Raw genomic sequence first — 14713 nt, 5'->3', positions numbered from 1 at the left:
GTACGGGTCTCTCCCGTGCCGTACCCGGCTTTGCGAACTCTTGAAGCCGAAGTCTAGTCGGCCCCCCTCAGCACCCCACCGGGCCCCGGATTTTGCTCATAACGCGTTATGAGACGTTGACCCCGAAGTCCAGTGCGATCCCCCGCAGCCCCGACGCGTACCCCTGTCCGACGGCCCTGAACTTCCATTCACCCTGGTAGCGATAGAGCTCGCCGAAGATCATCGCGGTCTCCGTGGAGGCGTCCTCGCTGAGGTCGTACCGGGCGAGCTCCTGGCCGTCCGCCTGGTTCACCACGCGGATGAAGGCGTTGCTGACCTGTCCGAAGGTCTGGTTTCGCTCATCGGCCATGTGGATGGAGACGGGAAAGACGATCTTGTCGCACTGGGGCGGCACCTTGGAGAGGTCGATCAGGAGCGACTCGTCGTCGCCGTCGCCCTCACCGGTGAGGTTGTCACCGGTGTGCTCCACGGAACCGTCCGGGCTCTTGAGCTGGTTGTAGAACACGAACCACTCGTCCCCGAGCACGCGTCCGCCGCTGCACATCAGCGCGCTGGCGTCGAGGTCGAACGGGGCTCCGGTGGTGGAGCGCGCGTCCCAGCCGAGCCCGACCATCACCTGCGTGAGGTTCGGTGCGGCCTTGGACAAGGAGACGTTGCCCCCTTTGGCGAGCGTGACGCCCATGATGCTGTCCCTCCCCGGGTGGTGTCTCTCAGGTGGTCCTGCACGTCCGGCGCCGCACGTAAACCGTGCGGCGCCGGACAGGAAGACCTGGGGGCCCTGTCGCCAGGGCCCTTCAGATGGCTCAGACGTTCACACCGAAGTCCTGCGCGATGCCGCGCAGGCCCGAGGCGTAGCCCTGGCCGATGGCGCGGAACTTCCACTCCGCGCCGTGCCGGTAGAGCTCACCGAAGACCATGGCGGTCTCGGTGGAGGCGTCCTCGCTCAGGTCGTAGCGGGCGATCTCCGCGCCGCCAGCCTGGTTCACGACGCGGATGAACGCGTTGCGCACCTGGCCGAAGGACTGCTGGCGGGTCTCGGCGTCGTAGATGGAGACCGGGAAGACGATCTTCTCGACGTCGGCCGGGACCGTGGCGAGGTTGACCTTGATCTGCTCGTCGTCGCCCTCGCCCTCACCGGTGAGGTTGTCGCCGGTGTGCTCGACGGAGCCGTCCGGGCTCTTGAGGTTGTTGAAGAAGATGAAGTGCTGGTCGTTGCCGACCTTGCCGGAGTTGTTCAGCAGCAGCGCGCTGGCGTCCAGGTCGAAGTCCGTGCCGGTCGTGGTGCGGACGTCCCACCCCAGACCGATGATGACCGCGGTCAGGCCCGGCGCCTCCTTGCTCAGCGATACGTTGCCGCCCTTGCTGAGGCTGACTCCCACGAGTCCTCCATTGGTGTCCAGGGGCGGGAAGCCCCGTTGTGCTCGGATGTCGGATCAACGAGTCGATCCTAGTGACGGGTTCCCGCCCCACGCAGGCCCTGAAGCCGACAATTCAGCGGGTGTCGAGCGCATGACGCCCGACCGGCGTCACAGGGTGTCGAGCGCCTTCACGTAGTCGTTGAGGTCGCGCGCGTCCGGCAGGCCGTTGACGACGGTCCAGCGCACGACGCCCTCCTTGTCGATGACGAAGGTGCCGCGCACGGCGCAGCCCTTGTCCTCGTCGAAGACGCCGTAGGCGCGCGAGACGTTGCCGTGCGGCCAGAAGTCCGACAGCAGCGGGTACTCCAGGCCCTCCTGCTCGGCGAAGACGCGCAGCGTGTGGATGGAGTCGTTGGAGACGGCGAGCAGCTGGGTGTCGCGGTCGGAGAACTGCGGCAGGTTGTCCCGCAGCTCGCACAGCTCGCCCGTGCACACGCCGGTGAAGGCGAAGGGGTAGAAGAGCAGCACCACGTTCTTCCGACCGCGGAAGTCGGACAGCTTCACGCTCGCGCCGTGGTTGTCCTTGAGCTCGAAGTCGGGGGCCTTCTCGCCGACCTGGATCGCCATCGTTGTGGGTGTCCCTTCATGGGGCTTCTGGAATGGGCCCCACCCTACGCAGGGACCGGCGCAGACCGGTGGGCGGGCCGACGATGCCGGCCCGCCCCGTCCGTGCGGCTGACGTGTGGACGTGCCGTACGGCTAACGCTTCGACTTGGCGGCTTTCGGCGTCGCCAGCCGGCTGCCGCTCCAGTCCTTGCCGACGCTGACGCTCTTGGACGCCGTCAGACCCGCCGTGGTGGCGGCTTCCGAGATGTCGCTCGGCTCCACATAGCCCGAACGGCCGGTCTTCGGCGTGAGGAGCAGGATCGCGCCGCCCTCTTCGATGTACGTGGTGGCATCGACCAGCGCATCCGTCAGGTCGCCGTCGTCGTCACGGAACCACAGCACAACGGCGTCGGCCACGTCGTCGTAGTCCTCGTCCACCAGGTCGCCCTCGACGATGCCTTCAATGGCCTCGCGGAGTTCCTGGTCCACGTCGTCGTCGTAGCCGATCTCCTGGACCACCTGCCCGGGCTGGAACCCCAGCCTGGCGGCAGGGTTCGTCCGCTCCTCCGCGTGGTCCGCGGTCGCGCTCACGGGTTGCCTCCTGATCATTTCTTGGGATGTCGGTACCCCCTGCTCCTGTGAGCTCGAGGGAATCTCAGCCACGCGCGTGCGCGAAGCATTGGCCGTAGTCCACACGGGCGGGGCGGATCGCGCAAGTACCCGGCCGTTCAGACCGCCGAAACGGTGACGATCCTGGCGGTGTCACCGCAACTCCAGGCACACCATCATGGCCCGAGGTGATGCACACCACACCTTTCTGCCCTGTTTGGGCGTTTGGGAATCGTCTGCGGGTACGAGACTCGAAGGTATTCGCCCCATACGTCACGGAGCCGGTCCCACGCCCGGGTTACCGCTGGGTAGAGATGACGTTTACGGCCCCGAGGTGGACCATGGGGAGCGGCGCGGCCAGAGCGACAACGACCGGCGACCCCAGCGAAACAGCGGCCCTCGCAGGCCCTCTGACAGGTAAGGAACAGCGTGGCTTCCGCATCCGATCGCAACCCGATCATCATTGGCGGCCTTCCGAGTCAGGTTCCTGACTTCGATCCCGAAGAGACGCAGGAATGGCTCGACTCCCTCGACGCCGCCGTCGACGAGCGCGGCCGCGAGCGCGCCCGCTATCTGATGCTGCGGCTGATCGAGCGGGCTCGCGAGAAGCGCGTGGCCGTGCCGGAGATGCGCAGCACGGACTACGTCAACACCATCCCCACCAAGAGCGAGCCGTTCTTCCCGGGCAACGAGGAGATCGAGCGGAAGATCCTCAACGCGACCCGCTGGAACGCGGCGGTGATGGTCTCCCGGGCCCAGCGCCCCGGCATCGGCGTCGGCGGCCACATCGCCACGTTCGCGTCCTCCGCCTCCCTCTACGACGTCGGCTTCAACCACTTCTTCCGCGGCAAGGACGAGGGCGACGGCGGCGACCAGGTCTTCTTCCAGGGGCACGCCTCGCCGGGCATCTACGCCCGCGCCTTCCTGCTGGACCGGCTCAGCGAGCAGCACCTGGACGGCTTCCGCCAGGAGAAGTCGAAGGCGCCCTACGGCCTGTCGTCGTACCCGCACCCGCGCCTCATGCCGGACTTCTGGGAGTTCCCGACGGTGTCGATGGGCCTCGGCCCGATCGGCGCGATCTACCAGGCGCGGATGAACCGCTACATGCACGCGCGCGGGATCGCCGACACCTCGAAGTCGCACGTGTGGGCGTTCCTCGGCGACGGCGAGATGGACGAGCCCGAGTCGCTGGGCCAGCTGTCCATCGCCGCCCGCGAGGGCCTGGACAACCTCACGTTCGTCGTCAACTGCAACCTGCAGCGCCTCGACGGCCCGGTGCGCGGCAACGGCAAGATCATCCAGGAGCTGGAGTCGATCTTCCGCGGCGCCGGCTGGAACGTGATCAAGCTGGTCTGGGACCGCACCTGGGACCCGCTGCTCGCCCAGGACCGCGACGGCGTGCTGGTCAACAAGATGAACACCACGCCGGACGGACAGTTCCAGACGTACGCCACGGAGACCGGCGCGTACATCCGCGACCACTTCTTCGGTGACGACCACCGCCTGCGCGCGATGGTCGAGGGCATGACCGACGACCAGATCCTGCACCTGGGGCGCGGCGGTCACGACCACAAGAAGATCTTCGCGGCGTACAAGGCGGCCGTGGAGCACAAGGGCCAGCCGACGGTGATCCTCGCCAAGACGATCAAGGGCTGGACGCTGGGCCCGAACTTCGAGGGCCGCAACGCCACGCACCAGATGAAGAAGCTGACGGTCGACGACCTCAAGCGCTTCCGCGACCGCCTGCACCTGCCGATCTCCGACAAGGAGCTGGAGTCCGGCGTCCCGCCGTACTACCACCCGGGCCCGGACTCGGAGGAGATCCAGTACATGCACGACCGCCGCAGGGGTCTCGGCGGTTACGTCCCCACACGCGTCGTACGGTCCAAGCCGCTGCCGCTGCCCGAGGACAAGACGTACGCGACCGTGAAGAAGGGCTCGGGCCAGCAGTCGATCGCCACGACGATGGCCTTCGTACGCCTGCTCAAGGACCTCATGCGGGACAAGGAGATCGGCAAGCGGTTCGTGCTGATCGCGCCGGACGAGTACCGCACGTTCGGCATGGACTCGTTCTTCCCGAGCGCGAAGATCTACAACCCGCTCGGCCAGCAGTACGAGTCGGTCGACCGTGACCTGCTGCTCGCCTACAAGGAGGCGCCGAACGGCCAGATGCTGCACGACGGCATCTCGGAGGCGGGCTGCACCGCGTCCCTGATCGCCGCCGGCTCGGCCTACGCGACCCACGGCGAGCCGCTGATCCCGGTCTACGTCTTCTACTCGATGTTCGGCTTCCAGCGCACCGGCGACCAGTTCTGGCAGATGTCCGACCAGCTGGCGCGCGGCTTCGTCCTGGGCGCGACCGCCGGCCGGACGACGCTGACCGGCGAGGGCCTCCAGCACGCCGACGGCCACTCGCAGCTGCTGGCCTCCACCAACCCCGGCTGCGTGGCGTACGACCCGGCGTTCGGTTTCGAGATCGCCCACATCGTGAAGGACGGCCTGCGCCGGATGTACGGCGGCTCCGAGGAGCACCCGCACGGCGAGGACGTCTTCTACTACCTGACCGTCTACAACGAGCCGATCCAGCACCCGGCCGAGCCCGAGAACGTGGACGTCGAGGGCATCCTCAAGGGCGTCTACCGCTTCAGCGAGGGCACCGGCGGCTCGATCCCGGCGCAGATCATGGCGTCGGGTGTCGCGGTGCCGTGGGCGGTCGAGGCGCAGAAGATCCTGGCCGAGGAGTGGAACGTCAAGGCCGACGTCTGGTCGGCGACCTCCTGGAACGAGCTGCGGCGCGAGGCTGTGGCCTGCGAGGAGCACAACCTGCTGCACCCGGAGGAGGAGCAGCGGGTGCCGTACGTGACGCGGAAGCTGGCGGGCGCGGAGGGCCCGGTCGTGGCCGTGTCCGACTGGATGCGATCGGTTCCGGACCAGATCGCGCGCTGGGTGCCGCAGACGTACCAGTCGCTCGGCGCGGACGGCTTCGGCTTCGCGGACACGCGGGGCGCTGCCCGCCGCTTCTTCCACATCGACGCGCAGTCGATCGTGGTGGGGGTGCTGACCGAGCTGGCCCGTGAGGGCAAGGTCGACCGGTCGGTGCTCAAGCAGGCCATCGACCGGTACCAGCTGCTCGACGTGTCGGCGGCCGACCCGGGGGTCGCGGGCGGCGACGCGTAACGCGTCAGGCGCTGTCAAGGGGTGGTGAGCCTCACGGGTACACCGTGGGCACACCACCCCTTCACCTTTTCTACGATTCGGCCATGCAGCAGAAGTCGGCCCGACTCCGTTGGGAACAGCACACGCAGCGGCCCCTCTTCGGCCTGGCCCTGGCCTTCGCCGTCGCCTATGCCGTGCCGATCGTCCGGCCCGACGCGAGCCGGGACGTGGTGGACGTGTGCACGGCCGTCGAGTGGGTGGTGTGGGGCGCGTTCGCGCTCGACTACGTCATACGGCTCGCGCTCGCCGAGCAGCGGCTGGTGTTCGTACGGACGCACTGGCTCGACCTGGGCGCGGTGTTGCTGCCGATGCTTCAGCCGATGCGGTTGCTGCGGCTGGTGTCGACGCTGCTGCTGGTGGGGCAGCGGGCGCGGATGGCCTCGCAGATAAGGCTCACGACGTATGTCGCCGGTGCGGTGGTCGGGCTGCTGATGTTCGGGTCGCTGGCGGTGCTGTCGGTGGAGCGGGACTCGCCGGACGGGAACATCAGGACGCTGGGTGACGCGGTGTGGTGGTCGTTCACGACGATGACGACCGTGGGGTACGGGGATCACGCGCCGACGACCGGGCTGGGGCGGATGCTGGCGGTCGGGCTGATGCTGTCCGGGATCGCCCTGCTGGGTGTGGTGACGGCGAACATCGCGGCGTGGTTCATCGCGCGGTTCGAGAAGGACGATGTGGAGGAGCGGCGGCAGACGGAGGCGATACGGGAGTTGACGGAGGAGGTGCGGCGGCTGCGGGGGGAGGTGGCGGCGTTGAAGGGGACGTCCGTCGAGTAAGTCTCGGCGCACAAAGGTGGGCCCCCGGCCTGGTGGCCAGGGGTCCTTCCCTCACTTCCCCGGGTCAGAACAGCATGCCGTTGCCCGGGGTTGTCGCTCCGGACAGCCAGATGACGGCCAGGAGCGTGTCGATGGCGCCCAGTACGAGGGCGACCACGGCCGTGGCCGGGCGGGAGCCCGCCCACGTGCGGCCCATGGCGAGCCAGCCGCAGACGATCGCCACAGGGCCGAGGATGATCCCCAGCACGAAGAATCCGGCGACCGCGCAGATGACTCCGATGATTCCGAGCGTCGCGCGATCCGGCCCGGTCCGTGACCACGTCCGGCCACGTGAGCGGGGGTGCCTGCGCGTACCGTGTCCGAAGCTCGCCATCATCAACTCCCGTAAACCCTCAGTCGGTTGGGGTTCCGTTCGGGTACGACATGGCGAGTACCCCCACAGCGGGCCTCAATCCCGCTGCTTGCGCGCTGCCCCCCTCCGGCAGCGCGCCGCAGCGTCCGTCCTCCATGCCCTGCGGAGGACTTGACCCACTGTGACCTGCGATGCCCGCCGGAGGGGAGTGGTCGGCGGTCTTGTTCACCCTGATAGGCGAACGCCCGGAAAAAGACCGTCAGATGTGCGCCGCGCCCGCACCGGCGCCCGCGTTCTCACCGCGCTTGGTGAGGAACGCCACCAGCACCGCCACCACGGCGACGCCGGCGGCCACGAGGGACGCCGCGCTCATGCCGGAGATGAACGTGTCGTGCGCGACGCCCGTGATCTTCGCGGCGATCGCGTCCGGCGTGCCCGGCGCCACCGGCGGGACACCGACCTGGACCGCCTCGGACGCCTGGTGCTCCTGCTCCGGCGTCAGCGGAGGAAGCCCGGCCTTCGTCCAGTTGCCCGCGAGGTCGCTGTCGACCTTGGAGGCCATCACGGCGCCCAGCACGGCCGTGCCGAGGCTGCCGCCGATCTGCATGGCGGCCTGCTGGAGACCGCCCGCCACGCCCGACAGCTCCATCGGGGCGTTGCCGACGATGACTTCGGTCGCGCCGACCATGACCGGCGCGAGGCCGAGGCCGAGCAGGGCGAACCAGACCGACATGATGCCGCTGCCGGTGTCCGTCTCCAGCGTCGACATCCCGTACATGGCGATCGCGGTGAGCGCCATACCGCCCGCGAGCGGGATCCGCGGGCCGGCCTTGGTGATCATCGCGCCGGCGAGCGGCGAGCCGACGATCATCATGCCGGTGAGCGGGAGCAGGTGCAGTCCGGCGTCGATCGGGCTCATGCCGTGCACGTTCTGGAGGTAGAACGTCACGAAGAACAGCCCGCCCATGAAGGCGATGGCCATCAGGATCATCAGCACGACGCCCGCGGACAGCGGGACGGAACGGAACAGCGCCAGCGGGATCAGCGGCTCCCTGACCTTCGTCTCCCAGAAGGCGAACAACGCGAAGCCCACGACCGACGCGATGATGAACGCCCACGTCCTGCCGTCGCCCCAGCCCCACTCCGGAGCCTTGATCAAGGCCCAGACCAGGCAGAACATCGCGGCGGACAGCAGGGCGATGCCCAGGAGGTCGAAGGAGCGCGGGGCGTTCTCGGCGCGGTGGTCGAGCAGGATCCAGACGCCGAGGACGACGGCGAGGACACCGACCGGCACGTTGATGAAGAACACCGACTGCCAGTTGACGTGCTCGACGAGCACGCCGCCGAGGATCGGGCCGCCGGCGGTGGACGCGCCGATGACCATGCCCCAGATGCCGATCGCCATGTTGAGCTTCTCGGCCGGGAAGGTGGCCCGCAGCAGGCCGAGCGCGGCCGGCATCAGCAGCGCGCCGAAGAGGCCCTGCAGGACGCGGAAGGTGACGACCAGCGCGATGCTGTCGGACAGACCGATGGCCCCCGAGGCGGCGGCGAAGCCGACGACGCCGATGAGGAAGGTCTGCCGGTGACCGAAGCGGTCGCCGAGCTTGCCCGCGGTGATCAGGGAGACCGCGAGGGCGAGGAAGTATCCGTTGGTGATCCACTGGACCTGGGCGAAGGTGGCGCCGAGGTCCTTCTGTATCGCGGGGTTGGCTATGGCCACGATGGTGCCGTCGAGGGCCACCATCATGACCCCCACTGCGACGGTGATGAGGGTGAGCCAGGGGTGCCCTCGCAGCCCCTTGCCCGGCGTCGCGTCCGACGGCGTCGCCGGTGCCCCGCCCCCGGACCCCGTCGTGTCGATGGTGGTCTGACTAGTCATGCTTCGAGGCTAATGACAGTCACTGACAATTGACAAACCAATTCACAAGTCGGTAACTGACACGACACTCCCGTATAGCCTGAACTGGGCAAACCCTTCAGAGAAAGGCACCTCTTGAACCTGCGCGAACGCAAGAAACGGCGCACCCGGGACGCGCTACTGCGGGCCGCCCTGGAACTGTTCGCCACGCGCGGGTACGAGGAGACGACCGTCGACGACATCGCCGCCGCCGTCGACGTCTCGCAGCGCACCTTCTTCCGCTACTTCGCCGGCAAGGAGGAGACGGCGTTCTACGTGCCGCGGCTCGCGGAGACGCAGGTCGTCGAGGCCGTACGGGCCCGGCCGCCGGGCGAGGCCCCGCTGGAGGCGCTGCGCCGGGCCGTGCTGGAGAGCTGGGACAGGATCAACGAGACGATCGAGGAGATCGTGCCGGTCGAGCTCCACATGCGCGTCTACCGGGTGATCGAGTCGACGCCCGCACTGCTCGCCGCCCATCTGCGGCGGGCGGCGGAAGTGGAGGAGGAGCTCGCGCGCATCATCGCCGAACGCGAGGGGCTCGACGTGGACGCCGATCCGCGGCCCAGAATCGTCGTGGCCCTTTTCGGCGGAGTGATTCGTGTCACCGAGCGGCTGTGGTCCGCGGGGGACGACCTCACGCTCGAAGGAATGCGCCAACTCACCGCCACCTACCTGGATCAGGTGGGTCCCGCCCTGGCCGGGAACTGGCGTACGGAGCAGTCCCCTTAGCCCATTCACCGAAACGTGATCCCGGTCACTTGGTTAACGCGAGACCCCTTCGTTCTCCTAGTGTGTCCTTTCAGTGACTTCCTTCGACACCACCCCGCAACTGAACGTCTGGCGCGCACTGCTCGCTCTGGCCGTCGTGTTCGTGATGCTGGCGACCACCGGCTGGACGGCCCTGCGCAACCAGCGGGGCGACACGCCGCTCCAGGCCTCGCTCTCCGCCTGGGAGCACGGCCGGATCGGCGGTCACCGGCTGCCGGACCCGCAGTCCCAGCCGACGAAGCTGGCCCGTTTCTTCGCCTCGCTCACCGAGCGGGACCGCGCGAGCCTGGTCCGCGAGTACCCGCTCGCGGTCGGCAACATGAACGGCGCCCCGGTCGATCTGCGCTACCGCGCCAATCGCGTCGCGCTCGGCCAGGCACGCAAGGTCGAGCAGGAACGCATGCACGACAGCCGTCTCACCCCGGCCGGGAAGCACGAGGCCGCCCGCCGGATGCACCGCTTCGACGACCTCATGGAGAAGGGCCGCCACATCCTCGCCTTCGACCCCGAGGGCTCGGGGCGGGTGGCGGAGGTCTTCGGCGACCTGCGCGAGGCGGACCGGGTCTCGGTCGTCGTACCCGGTGTGGACACCAACCTGCTCACCTTCCAGCGCACCCAGCGCAAGTACTCGGCGCCCGTCGGCATGGCCGAGTCCCTGTACGCGGCCGAGCGGACAGCGAGCCCCGCGACCCGTACGGCCGTGATCGCCTGGGCCGACTACACGGCACCCAGCGGACTCGGCATCGACTCGGCCACGGGGTTGCGCGCCGAGGAGGGGGCGGTACGGCTGAACGCGCTGGTGCGGGCGCTGCCGAACAGTGCGCCGGTCTCGCTGTTCTGCCACAGCTACGGCTCCGTGGTGTGCGGGGTCGCCGCGCACTCGCTGCCGGACCGGGTGTCCGACATCGCGGTGGCCGGCAGCCCCGGCATGCGCGTCGAGAAGGCCACCCAGCTGCACACCACCGCCCGGGTGTGGGCGATGCGGGACGCCGACGACTGGATCCAGGACGTGCCGTACCTGGAGGTCGGCGGGCTGGGCCACGGGGCCGACCCGGTGTCCAGCGGGTTCGGTGCGCGGGTGCTGTCCGCGCAGGGTGCGAAGGGTCACGCCGGCTACTTCGAGCCGGGCACGGCAAGTCTGATGAATTTCGCAGAGATCGGCGTTGGCGCATACCGCTCGGTGCACTGCGCGCACGAAGAAGGCGTCTGCCGGACCGGTTTGTCCGGCACGGCCGCGGCCTGACGCGCGTAGAGGCGAAGAAACTGCGGTCTGCTCGGGAGGGGGACGGAGGAGCGCGTGCCGCATACGATGAGCCGCATGGGTGACGTACTGGCCGGATTTCATGCCGCCTGGGAGTTCGAGTCCGACTCCATGCTCATCCGTTACGAACGGGGGATTCGAACACCCAAGCTCTTCCAGGCACTCGGGGAACGGCGTGTGCCCCTGGACGCGATCGCCGGGGTGACACTGACCCGCGGGAAGCGGGGCACGGTGGTGCTGCGCGTCGAGCCGCGGCCCGGTGCGGATCCGCTGATGGAGGCGGCCGCCGGACAGCTCAAGGACAGCGGCGATCCCTACCGGCTGGTGCTGCCCGCCGACCGGGAGGTCCTCGCGGAGTACTACGCCGACGAGCTGCGGTCGCTGCTGACGGAGTCCGGGCCGGCGGAGCGGTTCCTCGTGGAGCCGCCGAAGGGGCCGTTGTCGTTCAAGGCGTACGACGGGAAGGCCTCGTTCGACGGGCGGACGGTGAACTTCCGGTGGTTCTGGACCGGGGCGTCGTCGGCGAAGTGGAAGGCCGGGGACCAGAGTTTCTCCGTCGGGGAGCTGAACGGGGTGGAGTGGCGGTCGCCCGAGGTCTTCGAAGGGCATCTGCGGTTGCTGCGGCGCGACGAGTCGGGGGCCGGGGCTGCTGCGCAGGCCGACCAGGATCCGGCCGCGGTGGTGTTCGGGCTGGGGTACGGGCCTGTGCACGAGTCGCTGCCGTTCGCCGCGGCGGTGTTGGCGGCGGTGCGGACGTCGAGTCCGGTGGCGGCTGTGTCCGCGGGCGGGCCGCGGCGTGATCCCGCGGACATCGCCGAGCGGATTCGGCACCTTGGGGAGTTGCATCAGGCCGGGTTGGTGACCGATGAGGAGTTTTCGGTCAAAAAGGCGGAATTGTTGGCGGAGCTTTAGCGTCTGCGGGGTGCTGCGCGCCGGCGGGTGCGGGTGCTTCGTGGCCGGTCGCGCAGTTCCCCGCGCCCCTGAAAGCCTTTACTCACGGCCTGCTGAAGTGAACGCCATGTCCGCATAGCGGTTGCCTGCCACCTGGGCCGCTATCCCGTTCAGCAGGTCCAGTTGTTCGTCCGTCAGGACGATGCTGGTCGCTGCCGTGTTCTCCTCCACCCTGGACGGCTTGCGGGTGCCGGGGATCGGGATCACCGGGAGGTCGTGGATCGTCGCCTGCTGCTGGACCCAGGCCAGGGCGATCTGGCCGAGCGACGCGCCGTGGGAGTCGGCCACCGAGCGGATCAGATCCAGCAGGGAGGCGTTGGCCGCCGCGTTGTCCCCCGTGAAACGGGGCTGCTGGCGGCGGAAGTCGCCGGAGGTCAGGTCCTCGGCCTTGGCGAAGGAACCCGTGAGGAAGCCGCGGCCGAGCGGGGAGTAGGGGACCAGGGCCACGCCCAGGTCGCGGGCCGCGGGGACGACCTTCGGCTCGATGTCACGGCTGAACAGCGACCACTCCGACTGCACGGCCGCGATCGGGTGCACCGCGTGGGCGGCGCGCAGTTCGTCCGCCGTCACCTCGCTCAGGCCCAGGTGCTTGACCTTGCCCTCGCGGACCAGGTCGGCCATGGTGCCGACGCTCTCCTCGATCGGCACGTTCACATCGCGCCGGTGCATGTAGTAGAGGTCGATGACGTCGACGTCGAGGCGCTTCAGGCTCTCCTCGACGGCCTGGCGGATGTAGGGCGGGTCGTTGCGGACGATGCGGCGCGTCGGGTCGTCCGGGGGGATCGACAGGGCGAACTTGGTCGCGATGACGACCTCGTCGCGGTGCGCCCTGAGGAACGGCGCCAGGAACCGCTCGTTCTCGCCGGCGCCGTAGGCGTCGGCCGTGTCGTAGAGGGTGACGCCAAGTTCGAGGGCGCGTTCCAGGGTGGCCCGGGACGCGTCCGCGTCCGAGGGGCCGTAGCCGAAGCTCATGCCCATGCAGCCGAGGCCCTGGACGCCCACCTCCGGGCCGTTGTCGCCGAGCTTCGCCGTCGTGATCCTGCCGTCCGTCATCGGGACCTCTCCGACGCCAGGGCCCGCCCGGCGTCCGCGTAGAAACTGATCTTCCGGTCGAGCACGGCGAGCGTGCCCCGGAGTTCGTCGATCCTGGCCAGCACGTCCTCGCGGGTCGTCTTCAGCAGCTCGAAGCGCTCGCCGTAGGTGTGATCGCCCTCACGCACGAGTTCCGCGTACCTGACCATGTCGGCGACCGGCATGCCCGTCAGGCGGAGCTTGCCGACGAGGTCGAGCCAGTCGAGGTCGCGGTTGGTGTAGCGTCGCTGGCCGGTGTGGGACCGGTCGATGTGCGGCATCAGGCCGATGCGCTCGTACCAGCGCAGGGTGTGCGCCGTCAGGCCGGTCAGGGCGACGACCTCGCTGATCGTGTAGCGGTCCTCGCCGTCCGGACGCCGGTTCTGCTGGGGCGGGCCGGCGCAGGTGTCGGTCCTGGTACCCGTGGTCTCCATCACCGTCATGACCCCAACGCTAGAACCTTGGAGTGCACTCCAAGCAAGCGCGGACGGTAAGAAATCGGCAGGACGGCTCTTGATCCGGCTGGTTAGCGTAGGGCGTCATGAGTGCCGTACGCCGCGCCCTGCCCGAGGACGCCGAGGAAGTCCTCCGCCTGCGCCAGATCATGATCGACTCGTTGTTCGGGGACCCCTCCGCCGTGTGGCACGGGGAGTCGCTCCCCACTTTGAGGGCCAAACTGGGCGAGCCGGACGGGGACTTCACGGCGTTCGTCGTGGACCACCCGGAGCGGCCGGGGGCGTTGGCGTCGCTGGTGGCCGGGACGATCGACTACCGCATCGGGAAGTCGGGCGACCCGCGGGGCATGGTGGGCTTCGTCTTCAGTGTCGCCACCGACCCGTCCGCGCGGCGCCGTGGGTATGCGCGCGCGTGCATGACGACGCTGCTGGGATGGTTCCGGGAGCGCGGCGCCCGGCGTGTGCAGCTCACCGCCTCGCCCGAGGCCGAGCCGCTGTACGTCTCCCTCGGTTTCCGGCCCAAGCCCGACCCCTTGCTGGAGCTGACGCTCTGAGCGCATAGGCTCGAACGCATGTCGCTGAAGAGCCTCGCGCTGATCGAGAACTGGCCGGTTCCCACCGCCGCGGCGGGTGTCGTACGGGCGGACGGCACCGTCCTGGGCACCCATGGACCGGCCGGACAGCGGTTCCCGCTCGCGTCGGTGACCAAGCCGCTCGCCGCCTACGCGGTGCTCGTCGCCTACGAGGAGGGGGCCGTCGAGCTCGACGAGCCCGCCGGTCCGGCCGGGTCGACGGTCCGGCACCTGCTCGCCCACACCTCGGGCCTCGCCTTCGACGAGCACAAGGTCACGGCCCCGCCCGGGGAGCGGCGGCTGTACTCCAACGCCGGTTTCGAGCAGCTCGGCGACCACATCGCGAAGGCGACCGACATCCCGTTCGGGGAGTACCTGCGGCAGGCCGTGCTGGAACCGCTGGGCATGACGTCGACGACCCTGGACGGCTCTCCGGCCAAGGACGGCGTGTCCACGGTCGAGGACCTGCTGCGGTTCGCAGCCGAGGTGCAGGCCCCGCGCCTGCTGGACCCCCGTACGGTCGCCGAGGCGATGACCGTGCACTACCCGGGCACGAAGGGCGTCCTGCCGGGGTACGGCCACCAGAACCCCAACGACTGGGGGCTCGGCTTCGAGATCCGCGACTCCAAGTCGCCGCACTGGACGGGCTCCTCGTCCTCGCCGCGCACGTTCGGGCACTTCGGGCAGTCCGGGACGTTCCTGTGGATCGACCCCGACGCCCGGGCCGCGTGCGTCGCGCTGACGGACCGGGCGTTCGGGCCGTGGGCGATCGAGGCGTGGCCGCCGTTCACGGACGCGGTGCTGGCCGAGCTCTAGGC

General features: G+C 69.1%; 15 protein-coding genes. 7 read left to right on the top strand and 8 right to left on the bottom strand.

Going from position 1 to position 14713, the window contains the following annotated elements; all coding sequences use genetic code 11:
• Positions 1 to 106 precede the first annotated feature (106 nt).
• The 4 genes from MQE23_RS30980 to MQE23_RS30965 form a co-directional block, all read right to left on the bottom strand.
• Entirely contained in the window at positions 107 to 682 is a 576-nt protein-coding gene (locus tag MQE23_RS30980; protein ID WP_020271705.1) for a TerD family protein, read from the bottom strand.
• A gap of 121 nt (positions 683 to 803) precedes the next feature.
• Complete coding sequence (locus MQE23_RS30975) at positions 804 to 1379, bottom strand: TerD family protein (RefSeq protein ID WP_020271706.1); 576 nt, start codon at positions 1377 to 1379, stop codon at positions 804 to 806.
• 147 nt (positions 1380 to 1526) lie between these two features.
• On the bottom strand, positions 1527 to 1985 hold the full coding sequence (locus tag MQE23_RS30970) for a peroxiredoxin (protein WP_010048511.1): 459 nt from the start codon (positions 1983 to 1985) through the stop codon (positions 1527 to 1529).
• Between the two features lie 132 nt (positions 1986 to 2117).
• Positions 2118 to 2555 (bottom strand): DUF3052 domain-containing protein, encoded by a 438-nt coding sequence (locus MQE23_RS30965; RefSeq protein WP_010048512.1) that lies wholly within the window; start codon positions 2553 to 2555, stop codon positions 2118 to 2120.
• A gap of 447 nt (positions 2556 to 3002) precedes the next feature.
• Between MQE23_RS30965 and aceE the strand changes: the two genes are divergently transcribed.
• Both aceE and MQE23_RS30955 read left to right on the top strand, forming a co-directional pair.
• Positions 3003 to 5750, top strand: a complete 2748-nt coding sequence (gene aceE, locus MQE23_RS30960; RefSeq protein ID WP_020271707.1) for a pyruvate dehydrogenase (acetyl-transferring), homodimeric type — start codon at positions 3003 to 3005, stop codon at positions 5748 to 5750.
• 83 nt (positions 5751 to 5833) lie between these two features.
• Positions 5834 to 6568 carry a potassium channel family protein gene (locus tag MQE23_RS30955; RefSeq protein ID WP_020271708.1) on the top strand — a complete coding sequence of 245 codons (735 nt, stop codon included), beginning with the start codon at positions 5834 to 5836 and terminating at the stop codon, positions 6566 to 6568.
• 64 nt (positions 6569 to 6632) lie between these two features.
• Here the strand turns inward: MQE23_RS30955 and MQE23_RS30950 are convergent, their stop codons facing one another.
• Positions 6633 to 6944, bottom strand: a complete 312-nt coding sequence (locus MQE23_RS30950) for a hypothetical protein (RefSeq protein WP_020271709.1) — start codon at positions 6942 to 6944, stop codon at positions 6633 to 6635.
• Between the two features lie 235 nt (positions 6945 to 7179).
• A complete protein-coding gene (locus MQE23_RS30945) occupies positions 7180 to 8799 on the bottom strand; it encodes an MFS transporter (RefSeq protein WP_020271710.1) in 1620 nt (539 codons plus the stop codon).
• Between the two features lie 114 nt (positions 8800 to 8913).
• Here MQE23_RS30945 and MQE23_RS30940 point away from each other — a divergent pair, with 114 nt between their 5' ends.
• The 3 genes from MQE23_RS30940 to MQE23_RS30930 all read left to right on the top strand — a co-directional run bounded on the left by MQE23_RS30940 (position 8914) and on the right by MQE23_RS30930 (position 11758).
• Positions 8914 to 9546: a TetR family transcriptional regulator gene (locus tag MQE23_RS30940; protein WP_243380852.1), complete on the top strand. Its 633-nt coding sequence runs from the start codon at positions 8914 to 8916 to the stop codon at positions 9544 to 9546.
• A gap of 73 nt (positions 9547 to 9619) precedes the next feature.
• Positions 9620 to 10828, top strand: a complete 1209-nt coding sequence (locus MQE23_RS30935; protein WP_020271712.1) for an alpha/beta hydrolase — start codon at positions 9620 to 9622, stop codon at positions 10826 to 10828.
• A gap of 66 nt (positions 10829 to 10894) precedes the next feature.
• Positions 10895 to 11758: a DUF4429 domain-containing protein gene (locus MQE23_RS30930; protein ID WP_020271713.1), complete on the top strand. Its 864-nt coding sequence runs from the start codon at positions 10895 to 10897 to the stop codon at positions 11756 to 11758.
• A 78-nt stretch (positions 11759 to 11836) separates the two neighbouring features.
• Here MQE23_RS30930 and MQE23_RS30925 read toward each other — a convergent pair whose 3' ends face one another.
• Together MQE23_RS30925 and MQE23_RS30920 are read right to left on the bottom strand one after the other, a co-directional pair.
• Positions 11837 to 12850: an aldo/keto reductase gene (locus MQE23_RS30925; protein ID WP_020271714.1), complete on the bottom strand. Its 1014-nt coding sequence runs from the start codon at positions 12848 to 12850 to the stop codon at positions 11837 to 11839.
• Positions 12847 to 13311: a MerR family transcriptional regulator gene (locus tag MQE23_RS30920; RefSeq protein ID WP_020271715.1), complete on the bottom strand. Its 465-nt coding sequence runs from the start codon at positions 13309 to 13311 to the stop codon at positions 12847 to 12849. Before MQE23_RS30920 ends, MQE23_RS30925 begins: the two co-directional genes overlap by 4 nt.
• A gap of 98 nt (positions 13312 to 13409) precedes the next feature.
• Between MQE23_RS30920 and MQE23_RS30915 the strand changes: the two genes are divergently transcribed.
• Together MQE23_RS30915 and MQE23_RS30910 are read left to right on the top strand one after the other, a co-directional pair.
• Entirely contained in the window at positions 13410 to 13877 is a 468-nt protein-coding gene (locus tag MQE23_RS30915; RefSeq protein ID WP_020271716.1) for a GNAT family N-acetyltransferase, read from the top strand.
• Positions 13878 to 13895: 18 nt separating this feature from the next.
• Positions 13896 to 14711 (top strand): serine hydrolase domain-containing protein, encoded by an 816-nt coding sequence (locus MQE23_RS30910; RefSeq protein WP_020271717.1) that lies wholly within the window; start codon positions 13896 to 13898, stop codon positions 14709 to 14711.
• Positions 14712 to 14713 lie beyond the last annotated feature (2 nt).

Source organism: Streptomyces sp. HP-A2021 (genome assembly GCF_022807935.1).
Lineage (GTDB): Bacteria > Actinomycetota > Actinomycetes > Streptomycetales > Streptomycetaceae > Streptomyces > Streptomyces afghaniensis.
This window is presented reverse-complemented; position numbering and strand designations above follow the sequence as displayed.